This window comes from Pseudoalteromonas sp. TP27 (assembly GCF_056470645.1).
On sequence record NZ_JARDAK010000027.1, the window covers coordinates 19,839 to 35,588 of the forward strand.

14 protein-coding genes are annotated in these 15,750 nt (G+C 37.4%); 9 read left to right on the forward strand and 5 right to left on the reverse strand.

The window, feature by feature from the left end:
- The first annotated feature begins 64 nt into the window (after positions 1 to 64).
- From PX700_RS20020 to PX700_RS20030, 3 genes are read left to right on the forward strand one after another with little or no spacing between them, the layout of a single operon-like run.
- Complete coding sequence (locus PX700_RS20020) at positions 65 to 922, forward strand: 6-carboxytetrahydropterin synthase (protein WP_479521710.1); 858 nt, start codon at positions 65 to 67, stop codon at positions 920 to 922.
- Positions 915 to 1,733 (forward strand): M23 family metallopeptidase, encoded by an 819-nt coding sequence (locus PX700_RS20025; RefSeq protein WP_479521711.1) that lies wholly within the window; start codon positions 915 to 917, stop codon positions 1,731 to 1,733. The genes PX700_RS20020 and PX700_RS20025 overlap by 8 nt, the downstream gene beginning before the upstream one ends.
- A gap of 5 nt (positions 1,734 to 1,738) precedes the next feature.
- A complete protein-coding gene (locus tag PX700_RS20030; protein ID WP_415636070.1) occupies positions 1,739 to 2,170 on the forward strand; it encodes an acyl-CoA thioesterase in 432 nt (143 codons plus the stop codon).
- A 269-nt stretch (positions 2,171 to 2,439) separates the two neighbouring features.
- Here PX700_RS20030 and PX700_RS20035 read toward each other — a convergent pair whose 3' ends face one another.
- The 5 genes from PX700_RS20035 to PX700_RS20055 are packed head-to-tail and all read right to left on the reverse strand — an operon-like array spanning position 2,440 to position 8,035.
- Positions 2,440 to 3,762, reverse strand: a complete 1,323-nt coding sequence (locus PX700_RS20035; protein ID WP_479521712.1) for a Na+/H+ antiporter family protein — start codon at positions 3,760 to 3,762, stop codon at positions 2,440 to 2,442.
- 7 nt (positions 3,763 to 3,769) lie between these two features.
- Entirely contained in the window at positions 3,770 to 5,740 is a 1,971-nt protein-coding gene (locus PX700_RS20040; RefSeq protein ID WP_479521713.1) for a transglutaminase TgpA family protein, read from the reverse strand.
- Complete coding sequence (locus tag PX700_RS20045; protein ID WP_479521714.1) at positions 5,740 to 6,726, reverse strand: DUF58 domain-containing protein; 987 nt, start codon at positions 6,724 to 6,726, stop codon at positions 5,740 to 5,742. The genes PX700_RS20040 and PX700_RS20045 overlap by 1 nt, the downstream gene beginning before the upstream one ends.
- A gap of 6 nt (positions 6,727 to 6,732) precedes the next feature.
- Positions 6,733 to 7,638, reverse strand: a complete 906-nt coding sequence (locus PX700_RS20050; protein WP_479521715.1) for an AAA family ATPase — start codon at positions 7,636 to 7,638, stop codon at positions 6,733 to 6,735.
- 13 nt (positions 7,639 to 7,651) lie between these two features.
- Positions 7,652 to 8,035, reverse strand: a complete 384-nt coding sequence (locus PX700_RS20055) for a response regulator (protein WP_479521716.1) — start codon at positions 8,033 to 8,035, stop codon at positions 7,652 to 7,654.
- A gap of 517 nt (positions 8,036 to 8,552) precedes the next feature.
- On the opposite strand from PX700_RS20055, the gene PX700_RS20060 reads away from it, so the two are divergent.
- From PX700_RS20060 to PX700_RS20085, 6 genes are all read left to right on the forward strand, one after another.
- Positions 8,553 to 9,881, forward strand: coding sequence for a hypothetical protein (locus tag PX700_RS20060; RefSeq protein WP_479521717.1), 1,329 nt, complete (start codon positions 8,553 to 8,555; stop codon positions 9,879 to 9,881).
- Between the two features lie 152 nt (positions 9,882 to 10,033).
- Positions 10,034 to 11,338 (forward strand): ABC transporter substrate-binding protein, encoded by a 1,305-nt coding sequence (locus PX700_RS20065; protein WP_479521718.1) that lies wholly within the window; start codon positions 10,034 to 10,036, stop codon positions 11,336 to 11,338.
- A 144-nt stretch (positions 11,339 to 11,482) separates the two neighbouring features.
- Positions 11,483 to 12,355, forward strand: coding sequence for a carbohydrate ABC transporter permease (locus PX700_RS20070; protein WP_479521719.1), 873 nt, complete (start codon positions 11,483 to 11,485; stop codon positions 12,353 to 12,355).
- Positions 12,356 to 12,357: 2 nt separating this feature from the next.
- Positions 12,358 to 13,188, forward strand: coding sequence for a carbohydrate ABC transporter permease (locus PX700_RS20075; protein ID WP_002960878.1), 831 nt, complete (start codon positions 12,358 to 12,360; stop codon positions 13,186 to 13,188).
- Positions 13,189 to 13,198: 10 nt separating this feature from the next.
- Positions 13,199 to 14,200, forward strand: a complete 1,002-nt coding sequence (locus tag PX700_RS20080) for an ABC transporter ATP-binding protein (protein WP_479521720.1) — start codon at positions 13,199 to 13,201, stop codon at positions 14,198 to 14,200.
- A 248-nt stretch (positions 14,201 to 14,448) separates the two neighbouring features.
- Entirely contained in the window at positions 14,449 to 15,408 is a 960-nt protein-coding gene (locus PX700_RS20085; RefSeq protein WP_479521721.1) for a sugar-binding transcriptional regulator, read from the forward strand.
- Positions 15,409 to 15,750: the final 342 nt, after the last annotated feature.

A 15,750-nucleotide genomic window follows, 5' to 3' on the forward strand; every position in this document is an offset into this window, starting at 1 on the left:
CGCGCAATTACAATCAGAAATCATTATAATTAGCGCTGTCTTATAACCAGTCTAAAGGAAGTTTATGATCCTTTTTGTTAACTCACTAACTGTGATTGATTTTTCTTACTTATGTAACAAACGCGGCGCCGTTGGCGAGAGCTGGATTGTTGATTTAACTTTGCACGGTAAACTTAACGAAGAGTCTATGGTTTTAGACTTTGGTTTAGTTAAAAAGCAAATTAAAGGCATTATAGATGAGTGTATTGATCACCGATTAGCAATTCCTACGGGCCTTAATGGCACTATATCTGAATTTGACGAGCATAAAACACTCGACTGCACATTTGGTGAAAACAACCACTTAGCTATGAGCGCCCCTCATCAAGCTTATTGTATGATTAACGCAGACGAAGTAACGGTTGAATCGGTTACTGAATTTTTAATTGCGACTATTTTACCAAAACTCCCAGATAACATTGAAAAAATTGAGCTGTCTCTTAAGCCTGAGCACAGCCAAAGCTTTTACTATCATTACAGTCATGGCCTTAAAAAACATGACGGTAATTGCCAGCGCATTATTCATGGGCATCGTTCTCAAATTGGTATTAGCCTTGATGGCATTTCTATGCCGCGCTTGCAAAAAGAATGGTCTCAAAAGTGGGAAGATATTTACTTAGCTACTAGTGAAGATCAAATTAGCGGCAGTGATTTAAAACACATAACAGCTAAAGCTGATGACGTATGTTTTGCCTATACATCGGCACAAGGCTATTTTGAAATGGCTATTAGCGAATCTCGTTGCGACATTTTACCAGTAGATACAACCGTAGAATGTATTGCTGAACATGTAGCTGGTCAAATTAAAGCCCAATATCCAGAAAAAGCAGTAAAAGTAACCGCTTACGAAGGGGTAGGAAAAGGATCGATTAGCTATGTTTAAAACACTTTTAGCAACAGCACTTATTGCCTCTACTAGCCTTAGTACTATGGCACTTGAGTTAAAAGGGCACTTAACACAAGGTGGCTTGGTTACAGGTAAGCTTGAAAATGCTAAATCGGTAAGCTTAGATGGCAAAGAGTTAAAACTTTCATCTAGTGGTGATTTTGTATTTGGTTTTGGTCGTGATGCTGACACTACCCATACTTTAAAGTGGGTAGATAACAGCGGCAAGTCACATTCTCAGCCGATAGCTATTACCAAGCGTGAATATGATATTGATAAAATTACTGGTGTAGCTAAAAAATATGTTTCACCGGCAAAAGAAGTCAGTGCACGTATAAGCCGCGAAGCTGTTGCTGTACGTAAAGCACGTGAAGTAGACTCTGATTTACTGTACTTTTTAGACCCTGTTTTAAAGCCTGCAGAAGGGCGTATATCGGGTGTTTACGGTAGTCAGCGCTATTTTAATGGTGAGCCTCGTCGTCCGCACTTTGGCTTAGACATCGCTAATAAAACAGGCTCACCTGTTTACGCGCCTATTGGCGGTACAGTGGTATTTGCTGAGCCTGATTTATACTACTCAGGCGGTACATTAATTATTGATCACGGGCACGGTATTACTTCAACTTACATCCATTTAAGTAAGCTTGATGTAAAACTGGGCGACAAAATAGTTCAAGGTAATAAAGTAGCTGAAATTGGTGCAACAGGGCGTGTAACGGGTCCTCACCTAGATTGGCGCTTTAACTGGAAAGGCGAACGCCTTGATCCTGCATTACTAATGCAAGATACATTAGCAAACAAAAAGTAGAGATTATGACAGACGTAAACCGCGATGCAATAATTGCTCAGCGTATTGAAGACTCAACCACATCGGTAACTAAAACAGTGTTCCCTGGGCGTACTAACCACCATAATACGTTATTTGGTGGTGATGCACTGGCGTGGATGGATGAAGTTGCATTTATAGCAGCTACTCGTTTTTGTCGTAAGCCTTTGGTAACTATATCTTCAGATAGAGTTGATTTTAAAGAAGCGATACCAGCAGGAACTTTTGCAGAATTAATCGCTAAAGTCGTGCATGTAGGTAATACCAGCTTAAAAGTTGATGTAGATATTTTGCTTGAAACAATGCATAAAGACGATAAGCATTCAGCCATTAGTGGCAGCTTTACGTTTGTTGCAGTCGATGATAATCACAGACCGACACCGGTAGTCTGCGATAAAATGATTTATGGTTTTGAGTAATTTAAAGCTTTAAATACAAGATAGAATAAAGATATAAGCACCTTAATTGGTGCTTATATAAAACCACGAAAAGAACACATCATACTATATTTTTGTTAAGTATAATCTCAACATCAAAATTAAAACTAACTAATAGAGCAATCAAAGTAGGGGGGATTGTTAATGTGTGGTATTGAGAATTATAAGAACTAAAAAAGGCATGCTTTTAACATACCCTTATAGTTATATTTAGCTTTAATTAATTTCACTAATACTTACATGAATACGGCTTAAAGCACCATTGCTGCTATCCAGCCAAATATAAGCAGTGGAATGTTAAAGTGAATAAACGTTGGGATAACTGAGTCTCTAATATGGTCGTGCTGGCCATCGGCATTTAAACCCGATGTTGGTCCAAGCGTTGAGTCTGAAGCTGGAGAGCCTGCATCACCTAAAGCACCCGCAGTACCAACAAGTGCAGCGGTAGCCATAACAGAAAAGCCAAGGTCTAAACACAAAGGTACAAACAAAGTAGCAATAATAGGCACTGTTGAAAACGAACTACCAATTCCCATTGTTATTAATAACCCGACTAACAAAATAACACCGGCCGCCAAGGGTTTATTACCATCAAAAAGGGCAGCACCACTGTGTACTAAACTTTCTACATCGCCGGTTGCTTGCATAACCGACGCAAAGCCTTGTGCCGATATCATAATAAAGCCAATCATGGCCATCATCGCAACGCCTTTACTAAATACGTCGCCGTTTTCTTCCCATTTAACTACACCAAATACACTAAATATCATTACACCTACTAAGCCGCCTAAAATCATTGAGCCACTTAAGTTTTGTGCAACAAGCGAAGCAAGTACGGCACATAGCCCTACAATCATTACTTTTTTAGGATTATCGACATCAGCAGATTTACTCACAGTTGTTAATGGTTGTTCTGTATAGTCGCGGCGTTTTTTATAGGTAATAAATACCGCAATAAGTAACCCAATAAACATACCTAATGCAGGAATTATCATCGCCATAGGGACTTGTGTATTTACAATGTCTAAGCCGTTATCGACCAGATTTTTATGCAAAATAGAATACAAGTAAATACCACCAAAACCATAAGGAAGCACCATGTAGGAGGTTGCTAATCCAAATGTTAAAATACACGCTATAGCACGCCTGTCTAACCTTAACTGATTAAAAACAACGAGTAGTGGAGGAATTAAAATTGGAATAAAGGCAATATGCACAGGCACTAAGTTTTGAGAAGAAATCGCACAGCCTAAAATAATCAATAAAATAAAGTAGCTTAAAAACGTTTCATTACCGCTGCCTTTTGCATTTACTTTGGCAAGTAATTTATCGGCAAGTATGCGTGTTAAACCCGACTTAGAAATAGCAACGGCAAATGCACCGAGCATAGCGTAGCTCAGTGCAATTTCGGCGCCAGCAGAAAGGCCAGAATTAAATGCATCAACACTTTCTTTTATGCCCAGGCCTGCGGTTAAACCCGCAACTAAAGCACTTATAATCATAGCTACAATGACGTTAACGCGGGCCAAAGATAGCCCGAGCATTAAAATAACGCCTATAACAACAGCATTCATAGTATTCTCATTTGGATGTTTTAATTAATTTTATCAGATCTTTAGCCTGAGTTTTACGCTCTTTAGTAAAAGGTTTTTTACCATAGCGTACTTGGTTAAATAATTGGCTAAAAGTGTTTATTGATTGAGCAGCTTGAGGTTTTTGATCAGCATATAGCTGTAATTTTTGGCTGGGTGTTGAATGCTCGGGCGTATTAAACTTCTGTTTTTTTGCCCATGCTTGTATTTCATTAAACTCTTTTACCATTGGCGCTAATTTAGTTGGGCGCTTTGGTAAGTTCAAATAAACAAAGTAACCAACAAAACAAAAACCTGCAGTGAGTAATACCATTAATGGAACAAGCCAAATGTTTTTACTACCAAAAAGAGATTTTAAAAAATCATTTTGTTTTTCTTCATTAAAGCCAAGTACCCAGCTAGACCATTGATAATCTAAATTCTCGAGTTCTAGTCTTAACCAATTAATACCCGGAAAATTACTTAAGCTCACTAATCCAAAATCTAGATTACTTTTAAACTCTGTATTTAGTTCTTCGTTTTGTGAAAGTGAACCATTTAAGCGCTCTGGTGCAACAACAGCCGTTGCATCAAAAATAACCCAACCTTCGTTTTTTAAATACACTTCTACCCATGCATGCGCATCGTACTGGCGAACGGTTAGCGTATTATTTCCTTGATTTAGTTCACCACCTAAATAGCCACTGGCTAATCGAGCGGGTATACCAGCCGTTCTAAAAATATAAGCCGCAGCACTCGCGTAATGGCCGCAAAAGCCTCGTTTATTATCAAATAAAAATTGATCAATCGTATTATCACCACTCATAGGTGTGGGGGTTAGCGTGTAAGTAAATCCTTTATTTACAAAGTATTGCAATAGGCTATTATAAAATTCACGGTCAGAGTGTGTATTTTTCTTTAGGTTTTTAGCAAGTGATGATGTTTTTACATTTTCTTTATGAGCTAGATATTTGTAGCGTTTTTCTTCAAATTGTCCAAGTGGTAAAGCTGAAAAACTAAAGCTGTTTACATAGTATTGTAAGCTTTTAGCTTGGCGGCTTTTTTTTCGTAATAAACCGAGTGAATTACCTTCAACATTTTGTGAGTTGCTGCTTGAATACGCTAAACCATAGAGCCATTTTTGCGTAGCGGGCTCAGTAATAATTGAGTAGCTTGCAATAAGTTGCTCGTCATTTGTACTCTCAATATTACTTTTTAAATTATTATATTTTAAAAAGTCAGACGTTAGCCACGCATTGCCATTAAATTCATCATGCACTATTGCTCGCCAATAATAAGGCGCTACAGGTTTTCTTTCATTAAATTTAGCTCTAAACACCAGCTCATCTGAATTTGAAAGCTTTGCAATATCGAATGGATCGACTTGTTCAGAAAGCCCAGTTTTTGCAAGTTTTGGCCCAGGAAGTTGCCAAAAAGCGGGCATTTTTGGTAAAAAAAGTAGTAAAAATATAGCTAATGGAAGCGCTAAAAGCAGTAACTTACCACTTTGCTTTGAGGCTATTTTTAAATTATGTTTTGACTCAAGTAGACCAAGTACTGCAAAATTTAATATATATAAACTACTTACAGTTAACGTCGTTAAAATACTTTGGTTAAATAAATACACCGATGAGAGTGAAAAAAATGTAAGCGTTGTAATTACATGATAATGCTTTTTGGTTTTAGCCTGCAGCAGCTTAAATAAACTAGCAAGCAGTAACATAGCTACAAATAAAATAACCGTATCGGACATACCTATGGTGTAGAGCATTAAACCAAGCGACACACCAGCGAGTATGTTTGCAAGCCAGGCATTTGGCTTTGGTTTATTACTCAGTGTTATGAAAAAATTCCATGCACAAATAAGTGCAAGTACGCCTACAAAAACCAACGGTAAATGCGCTATAAAAAATACAATCAAACATGCATATATAAAACACAATGAGTAATTTATTACTTTTTCGTTTTTGAGTATGCCCATTAAACACCACCATTAAATGAACATAATAACTCTAAGCATTGCTGCTTATGCTGCTGCCCGGTATTAGTATTTATCGTTTTACCAGGTAGCTTTAACATAAAAGGCGTGTTTTGCTCGGTTGCTTCACATACTAAAAAGCATAATTGACTTAAACGTTGTTCTGTATCCCCATTCATCAATGTAAAATCGAATAGGGCATTCGCGGTTTTAAAATCGGCGAACTCTTTGACTAATAGTTGTTGTGTTTTAGCGTAATGCTTCCACGATATTCTTTGTAAACCCATCTCAGGTAAATGTGGGATTAACGACTCAAACTCTTCGCTACCCGATTCTTTTGATATCCCTTTATCAGCTTGTTCGTCAAGCATTGAGGTATGTGTATCACTAAGTACTTGTTCAAGCGACGGGTATACAAAAACATCTGTTTGTAATTGAATGTAGCTCCAAACAGTAATTAAACCAAACGGATAGTTACTCGCAATTTTAATGCGTTGTACTGCATATTTACCGCGTGAACTATAAGGTAAGTTAAGTGTGAGTAGCTGCGTTTTACTATCCACTTCATCAGTATGTTGTTGAGTTTGCTCAGTACCTTGATACGTTAAATTAATAGATTGGGTAACTGAGGGGCTTTGTAATTCAAATACAATACTTGGCTTTTGAGGTGAGTAACTATTAAACGCATCTTTAAATTTAACCGTTAAGCCTTTGGCATTGCTGTAACCCATTAGCACAGCAATAATTATTACCACAAACATAAGGTAGGACATTATTAAAATTAAATTATTTTGATAATTAATACCCATCACAAAGTTTAAAATAGCCACAATAACAAAGTACCAACCAAGGGATGACGGCAATACATAAATTGTTCTATGTTCAAGCGTAATTGAATTTTTTAAATGTTTATTTTTTAATAACTTATTAAATAAACTGACTTTAAATGACTTAAATAAAGAAGGGCGCTTAACCGTTTTTTTTGGCATAAAAATTTATACCGGAACTAAAACGTTTTTTAAAATATCGTTTACCTGTGATTCACCCGATTCATTATGTAAACCTAATCGATGTTGGCACACACTTGCAAATACGGCTTGAACATCTTCTGGCATTACAAAATCACGGCCATCAATAAATGCCCATGACTTAGCTGCTTTAGCCAAAGCCATACTTGCACGCGGTGATAGCGATGCTGCAAATGCATTGCTCGTACGAGTGTAATTAACTAGTTCAATAATGTAGTCAACCACTGGACTACTTAGTGTGATTTTGCTTATTTTGGATTGAATTTCAGCAAGTTCTTGTTTGTTAATCCGCTGCGGTAATTGGCTATAATCTCGTTTTTGCATATTCAAAATTAAGCGTTTTTCGGCCTCTTTAGGAGGAAACCCCAAGCTTATACGCATTAAAAAACGGTCTAATTGCGACTCGGGTAACGGATAAGTACCCGATTGATAAAGCGGGTTTTGTGTTGCAATAACAAAAAATGGATTTGGCAGCGTATATTTTTTACCATCTATTGTTACTTGCTGCTCTTCCATTGCTTCAAGCAACGCACTTTGTGTTTTAGGCCCTGCGCGGTTTATTTCATCAGCTAAAACTACTTGGGTAAATATAGGACCTTTATGAAACGTAAAGCTATGCTCGGTAGAATTAAAAACATTAGTACCCAAAATATCAGCGGGGAGAAGATCACTTGTAAATTGTATGCGTTGATACGATAAACCTAATACAGCCGACAATGCATGAGAAAGGGTAGTTTTTCCCATGCCTGGCAAATCTTCAATGAGTAAATGTCCCTCACTAAATAAGCAGGTAAGTGCCAGTTTTATTTGTTGCTGTTTACCAAATATAACACTCGAAAGATCTTCTATAATCGCAGTAACAGTGCTTTGCATGTTAACCTTATTATTATTCTATTATTTCAAGACGCTTCATTACGGTATCTACTTTTTTTGTATTAAATGGTTTTGCAATGAAGCCTTTAGCGCCCATTTCCCACGTATTTTGCACATTTTCAAGGCTATTATGGCCAGAGCACATAACAACATGAGTATGCGGGTAGATACTATTAATGTATTCCAATATATCCGTACCGTCAGAGTCAGGTAAATCAACGTCTATAAATATAACGCTTGGCGTTTTTTTGTCCATAATAGGCTTAGCAGAGCTAAAATCGGCACTTTCTAATATATCCTCAAACCCTAACTCAGTTAAAATTTGGTTTAGATAATCACGAATTTCCTTAACATCATCAATAATGAGGATAGGCTCTAGCGGGCGAACAAATTCCATATGTAGGTTACTTCTATTTTGAGTACATCTTAAGTGCTTTAATACTAAGCTAACCCCTTCATAAGCTCAAGAACGTTACTTAAAAAAGACTAATAAATAAACTATTTATAGGTTTAGCTTATAGCCTATCTTTAAAGTATTTCCTGCTTTTATATCCTTTTCTAACTTGATTGTATTGAACAATAATAACGCATCTACAATAAATTCCTTAATCCAGTACTTTATTTCCTTAAATTTTGATGTAACAAATTTGCTACTTAACTTATTGATTCAAAATTATTTACATATAAATTCTATTTTTTGTAAACGTTTTGTAATAAAAAATCGTTGACCTTCTAAATTCACTCTGTGATTATGCTCAGCGGGTGAGCTTATGCTCATTTGTGCAATTTCATTGACTTTAAAGTATTTTGCTCAATAGCCTCATCTATACACACTGAATTAGTACCAGCTTAGTTAAATGAATATGTATTTAATAAAGTCGGTATCACACACCACACTAAATAAAGAGCTTATTATGTTGAATAATAAAAAGACTAAATTTGCAATTTCTCTCATAGCGGCAGCTATGGTTATATCGGCTCCAGCACAGGCTGATATTTCTGAATATTTAGATCGCGTAGACGTAGATTTTTTATTAATGCAAAACTTTCAGTCAATTCAGGCTAAAGACGGCGCATTTCGTCCAGAAGATGAAGAACAAGAATCAGGATTTGGCCGTATTAGAGCTAACCTGATGCTTAAATTTCATATTAACGAGTTCATCACTGCCGATATAGACATTGCAGAAGAACCTAATGATTTTGGTGGCGAGGATCGTGATTTTTCATTTCATAATGATTATGCAGGTGTTGAATTTGATCTATTGGGTCTTTACGGCACACCAAAAGATAACAGTAACTTAACGCTTCGTTTAGGTAATATTGGTGGTTCACCTTTTCAATTTAAAGGTTTTCAAGATGGTGCAGATAATCAAAATAATGCACTTATTGGTAATGGTGTAACCGACTACGCAACCGCCGAAAACGGCGCACAGCTAAGTTACAGCGAAACTTTCGATAGCGGTGTAGTGCGTGCTTATAATGTAACTGGTGGTATTACTACTTCTAGCTTTGGCGAAGCTTTTCAAGAAGACCGCGGTTATAACTACCGTCTTCAAGGTACTTTAGAATTTGACGGTGGCTTTAAAGCAGGCTTAAACTTATTAAAAGCGAATCAAGGTGACCAGTTACGTTTTGAAAATGGTGTAGCTAGCCTTGATGGCGTAACAACAACAAACTACCGCTTTGGCGATGGTGAAAACTATAACTTCTCAGCGTCACCTTCAAACGAGCGTGACACTCACGTTGGCGCAATGCCAGGGCTCGAGCAATCAATCATCCAGCTTAACTTAGCTTATCAACCATCGGACGAAACTAGCCTAATCTTTATGGTTGGTAAATCGTCTGATGATTACACGTTTGCAGATGCAGCTGGTAATGCCGTTGCCGGTATTACCTACTTTGGCACAAACGGCATAGCAGATGAAAATGGCACTACGTTTGATTCAAACAGTGTAATAGAAGGCGACTCATCGGTTGAGTACTTCGTGTTTGAAGCACAACAATATCTAATCCCTAAAAAGCTATATGTAGCGGCTCGTTATGCAGAAGCCGAAAACACTTCCGACTTAATTGAACAAACAGACAACACAATAGAGCGTATCCAAGTAGCTGCTGGTTACTGGTTTAACGATAAAACGCTTTTAAAAGTTGAGTACGTTAATCAAGAAGAAGGGGTTAATTCGGGTGGTCAAATTGGTAAAGGATTTGACGGCTTTACTTCAGAAATCTCTGTTAAATTTTAAATCATTATCCAACTAGTTTATCTATTTATACAAAGCGCCTAAAAAGGCACTTTGCGGGCAGTTTTATGCTTTAAAACTGCCATATATAGAATTGGCAATAGGTTGAAATTTAATAGCACTTGTTAAAACATAACGTGTATGGGGAATACCCGATGAAAAATAAATTAATTATGCTCGCGTGTGGCTTTATAAGCATGGGCGCTGCGGCAAAAGAAACCATTACAATAGCGACTGTTAACAATGGTGACATGATCACCATGAAAGAATTAAGCAATGACTTTACCAGCCAAAACCCTGATATAGATCTAAAATGGGTTACTCTAGAGGAAAACATTCTTCGCCAACGTGTCACTACCGATGTAGCAACAAAAGGCGGTCAATACGATGTTATGACCATAGGTACTTATGAAGTACCAATTTGGGGCAAACAAAATTGGTTAAAAGAGTTAGATAATTTAGGTGAAAACTACGATTTAGACGATTTAATCCCGGCAATTCGAAGCGGTTTAACAGTTAATGACAAGCTTTATGCAGCCCCATTTTATGGCGAAAGCTCAATGGTTATGTACCGTACTGATTTAATGGATAAAGCGGGGCTGACAATGCCTAAAGCACCAACATGGGACTTTATACGCAAAGCTGCTAAAGCGATGACAGATAAAAAAGAAGGTGTTTATGGCCTTTGTTTACGTGGAAAAGCTGGTTGGGGCGAAAATGTTGCGCTTATTACATCAATGGCTAATTCGTTTGGTGCGCGTTGGTTTGATGAAAATTGGAAGCCACAGTTTAATACACCAGAGTGGGAAAACACATTACAGTACTATGTAGATGTAATGAAAGAGTCGGGACCTGCTGGTTCATCTGCAAACGGTTTTAACGAAAACCTTGCACTATTTCAAACCGGGAAATGTGGTATTTGGATTGATGCAACGGTTGCCGGCGCATTCGTTACTAACAAAAAAGACTCTGAAGTTGCCGACAAAGTAGGGTTTGCACTTGCGCCAGATAACGGCTTAGGTAAACGTGGTAACTGGTTATGGTCATGGACTTTAGCAGTACCGGCAAGCAGCAAAAAACCAGATGCCGCAATGAAATTTATTAGTTGGGCAACATCTAAAGAATACACTCAACTTGTAGCCGACAAAAAAGGGTGGGCAAAAGTACCGCCTGGTACACGTAAATCACTCTACAGTAATCAAAAGTACATGGACGCAGCACCTTTTGCGCAAATTACCTTAGATTCTATTCAATCTGCGGATCCTAAAAACCCGACCGTTAAACCGGTGCCTTATGTAGGAATTCAGTTTGTTGCTATTCCTGAGTTTCAAGGAATTGGTACAGCTGTTGGGCAACAATTCTCAGCAGCATTAACTGGCCAAATGACCGTAAAACAAGCGCTTAGTACATCTCAGCATCTCGTTGAGCGAACAATGCGTAAAGCTCGCTATCCTAAATAGCATGTAATGGGCGGGTAAGTACTCAAACTTACCCAATATTTTATGTCAATTCTATTTACTTGTTAGTTATAACGCTATCAAGGGTTTCTGATTTTCACTCGGTAGCTAAGAGTAAATAGTATTGGCTTTTTTAAGGTCACCTTTATGGCAACAACTAACTCGCGCACGCTTGCTCGGTTTATGCTTCTTCCTAGTGTAATTTTATTACTTGCTTGGATGATAGTTCCGCTGTGTATGACATTGTATTTTTCATTTATTGATTACAACTTACTGGTTCCTGGGGATAAAGAGTTTGTAGGCTTTTTAAACTATGAATTTTTCCTAACTGATCCGGCTTTTTTTGAATCATTTATTAACACGCTTTACCTAGTAACTGGGGTTTTACTTATCACTATTTGTGGTGGTATTGGCTTAGCTATTTTACTAGACCAAGCAATATGGGGACGAAACTACGTTCGCATAATGGTACTAGCCCCATTTTTTGTAATGCCAACTGTGTCGGCATTGGTATGGAAAAACATGCTAATGAACCCGGTTAATGGCTTATTTGCGCACTTTGCAATTTGGTTAGGCTTTGAGCCTATCGATTTTTTTGCTCAAATGCCGTTATTTTCAATCATCATTATTGTCTCTTGGCAGTGGTTACCGTTTGCAGCTTTAATACTGCTAACAGCAATACAATCACTCGACCGTGAACAATTAGAAGCGGCTGATTTGGACGGAGCTGGCCCATTTAGTAAGTTCTTTTATATTGTTTTACCGCACTTATCGCGCGCTGTAACTGCGGTTATATTAATCGAAACTATATTTTTACTGTCAATTTTTGCTGAAATATTAGTCACAACTAGTGGCGGCCCTGGTTATTCGTCAACTAATATAACGTACTTAATTTATACGCAATCGCTACTTCAGTTTGATGTAGGCGGCGGTTCGGCAGGGGGCATAGTTGCAGTTATTATTGCAAATATAGTCGCTATATTTTTAATGCGCTTAATTGGCAAAAACTTGGAGGGTTAATTATGACTATAAAAGATAGCCGTCGTTCCAAACTAATTTATACCATTGCTGCATGGACAATAAGCGGCATGATTTTCTTTCCTATTTTGTGGACGTTAATCACCAGTTTTAAAACGGAAGCCGAAGCAATTTCAGCAAGCCCCAGTTTATATGCGTTCGATTGGACGCTCGAAAATTACCGAGATGTATTGTCACGTTCACCTTACTTTAACCATTTTTGGAACTCAGTGGTTATATCATTAGGTTCAAGTTTACTTGGTTTATTAATTGCCGTACCTGCTGCGTGGTCTATGGCTTTTGTTCAAACTAAAAAAACAAAGCATCTATTAATGTGGATGCTTTCAACCAAAATGTTACCGCCAGTAGGCGTACTTATTCCGATTTATTTATTGTTTCGTGACTTTGCGTTACTCGATACAAAATTAGGTTTAGTGATTGTAATGACACTCATTAACTTACCAATAATGGTATGGATGCTTTACACATACTTTAGAGAAATACCAAACGAAATACTTGAAGCTTCTCGTATGGATGGCGCAACAATTGGTGAAGAAATATTCCATGTTTTATTGCCAATAGCCTTACCGGGTATAGCTTCAACGCTATTACTCAATGTTATTTTGTCGTGGAACGAAGCGTTTTGGACACTTATTTTAACCGCTGCTAATGCTGCACCTTTAACCGCATTTATTGCCAGTTACTCAAGCCCTGAGGGGTTATTTTACGCTAAGTTATCGGCAGCATCTGCCATGGCCATTGTGCCAATTTTAATACTTGGTTGGTTTAGTCAAAAACAATTAGTGCGCGGATTAAGTTTCGGCGCAGTGAAATAGGAGAATACACATGGGCAGCATCACACTAAAACAAGTCACTAAAAACTTTGATGAAGTTAACGTAATTAAGCCTCTCGACTTAGAAATAAAAGATGGCGAATTTATTGTATTTGTTGGTCCGTCGGGCTGTGGTAAATCTACATTATTAAGAATGATTGCAGGGCTTGAAGATACAACCAGCGGTAATATAGAAATAGATGGCATTGACGCTACAAAAACACCGCCTGCAAAAAGAGGCTTAGCAATGGTGTTTCAATCCTATGCGTTATACCCGCATATGAGCGTACGTAACAATATTGCTTTTCCTTTAAAAAGAGCCAAGGTTAGCCCTGCAGAAATCGAACGTAAAATTACAAACGCTGCTAAAATACTTAATTTAACCGATTATTTAGACCGAAAGCCTGGGCAATTATCGGGCGGTCAGCGCCAGCGTGTAGCAATAGGGCGCGCAATTGTACGTCAACCGTCGGCATTTTTGTTTGATGAACCGCTTTCAAACCTTGATGCGTCACTACGTGTAAATATGCGTTTAGAAATATCTGAATTACATAAAAGTTTTGCTACAACAATGATTTATGTTACACACGATCAGGTTGAAGCTATGACAATGGCAGATAGAATCGCGGTATTTAATGCCGGTATTATTGAACAAGTAGGCACACCTTTAGAGCTTTATAAAAACCCAGTAAACAAATTTGTAGCGGGTTTTATTGGGTCGCCAAAAATGAACTTTATAGATGATCCACAAAATGAAGATGCGAATGTTAGTTGTATTGGTATACGACCAGAGCATATAACACTCTCTACTGAGCAAGGTACTTGGGCTGGAACTGTAGGTGTAATTGAGCATTTAGGATCGGAGAGCTTTTTACATATAAATATTGAAGGCAAAGGGACCGTAACAGTAAAAGCAGATGGTGATTGCCCATTAAAATATGGCGACAGTATTTACCTAAGCGCACCAGCAGATAAAGTATTAAAGTTTGATAATAATGGTTTAACAATTAGCTAAAGCCAATTTTTAATTACCTTAAATAGCACCTTTATAAGGGTGCTATTAACTAAATTCTAATTACATAATCCTATGAAACCTAGGTATTTTTTATTAAGGAATGGTATATTTACAATTATAAATAACAAAAACGTTATTGATAAATAGATATTCCAAAATTAATAAAATAATTTATATAGCAGCACATATAATTAAAATTATGTAATGAAAATAAGGATTTAGTTTTCCTTCTATTTTAAGAGGTTTACGTGGTAAAGCTATCAAATACAGAAATTAGAAAGCTAGATGATGCAGCCAGAGCAGGGTGGTTATATTATGTTGGCGGTAACACACAAGATGAAATTGCTAAAAAGCTAAATATATCTCGTCAATCTGCACAAAGAATGGTCGCATTATCTGTGAGCCAAGGTCTAATTAAAGTTAGACTTGACCACCCGATTGCTAAATGTATGGATCTGGCCGAAAAAATAAAAAGCCGTTTTGGGTTAGATTCGTGTGAAGTTGTACCGAGCGATCCGTCTGAACCTTCATCTACATTAGGTTTGGCACAAGCTGGCGCGGCAGAAATAGAACGTCATTTAAAATCAGAACAACCCAAAGTACTTGCTATGGGGACCGGTCGAGTTTTACGTTCATGTGTAGATGAGCTAAGAACTGTTGATTGTCAGCAACATAAAATTGTAGCAATGCTAGGTAATATGGCGTTAGATGGATCGGCTTCACCTTATGATGTTGTAGTAAGAATGGCCGAACACACCAATGCAAAACATTACCCAATGCCATTGCCAGTTTTACCAAGAAGCGTTGAAGAAAAAGAACAGTTACATGCACAGCAAAATATTACCGGTAATTTAAAACTCGCTAAAGATGCCGATGTAACATTTGTGGGTATTGGTAGCTTAGGTGAAAAATCGCCATTACATATAGATGGTTTTATTGATGCGCAAGAACTTAAAGAGTTACAAGAACTCGGTGCCATTGGTGAAATGATTAGTTGGGTGTTTGATAAAAACGGTAAGCTTTTAGATTGCACAGTTAATCAGCGTGTAGCAAGTACGCCATTAAAAACAAATGCTAACAAACAGATTTATGCGATAGCTGCTGGTGAAGAAAAAGTGTTAGCCATTTTGGGCGCAGTAAGGTCAAACATGATCAGTGGATTAATTACTAACGAATATACAGCTGAGCGTTTACTAAGTATTGATTGAACAATTTGATAAATAAAGTATCTTTTATTGTAATAAAACTAGTTAATGTCCGATACCGTCTAGTATTGGACATAGTAAGGGCGCATTTAAGCGCTCTTACTATATAGTCATTAACTACCTATAATTTATATTATGTTAAATAAAGTATTTTGCGACATATTGGCGCGTATTCACAGTTCAAGCAAAACCCCTATCGTAAGCCCTGTTTTAATAAGTTATCTATTTTTTGCCATTATTCGTTTACCCGCTTAGTTTTGCCTTTTTGCCTTAATTAGGAATGTTGTAGTGGTCAATAAAATTTGGCCACAGTTTTAGAATCTTGGTATCTAACCTCAGATTCAT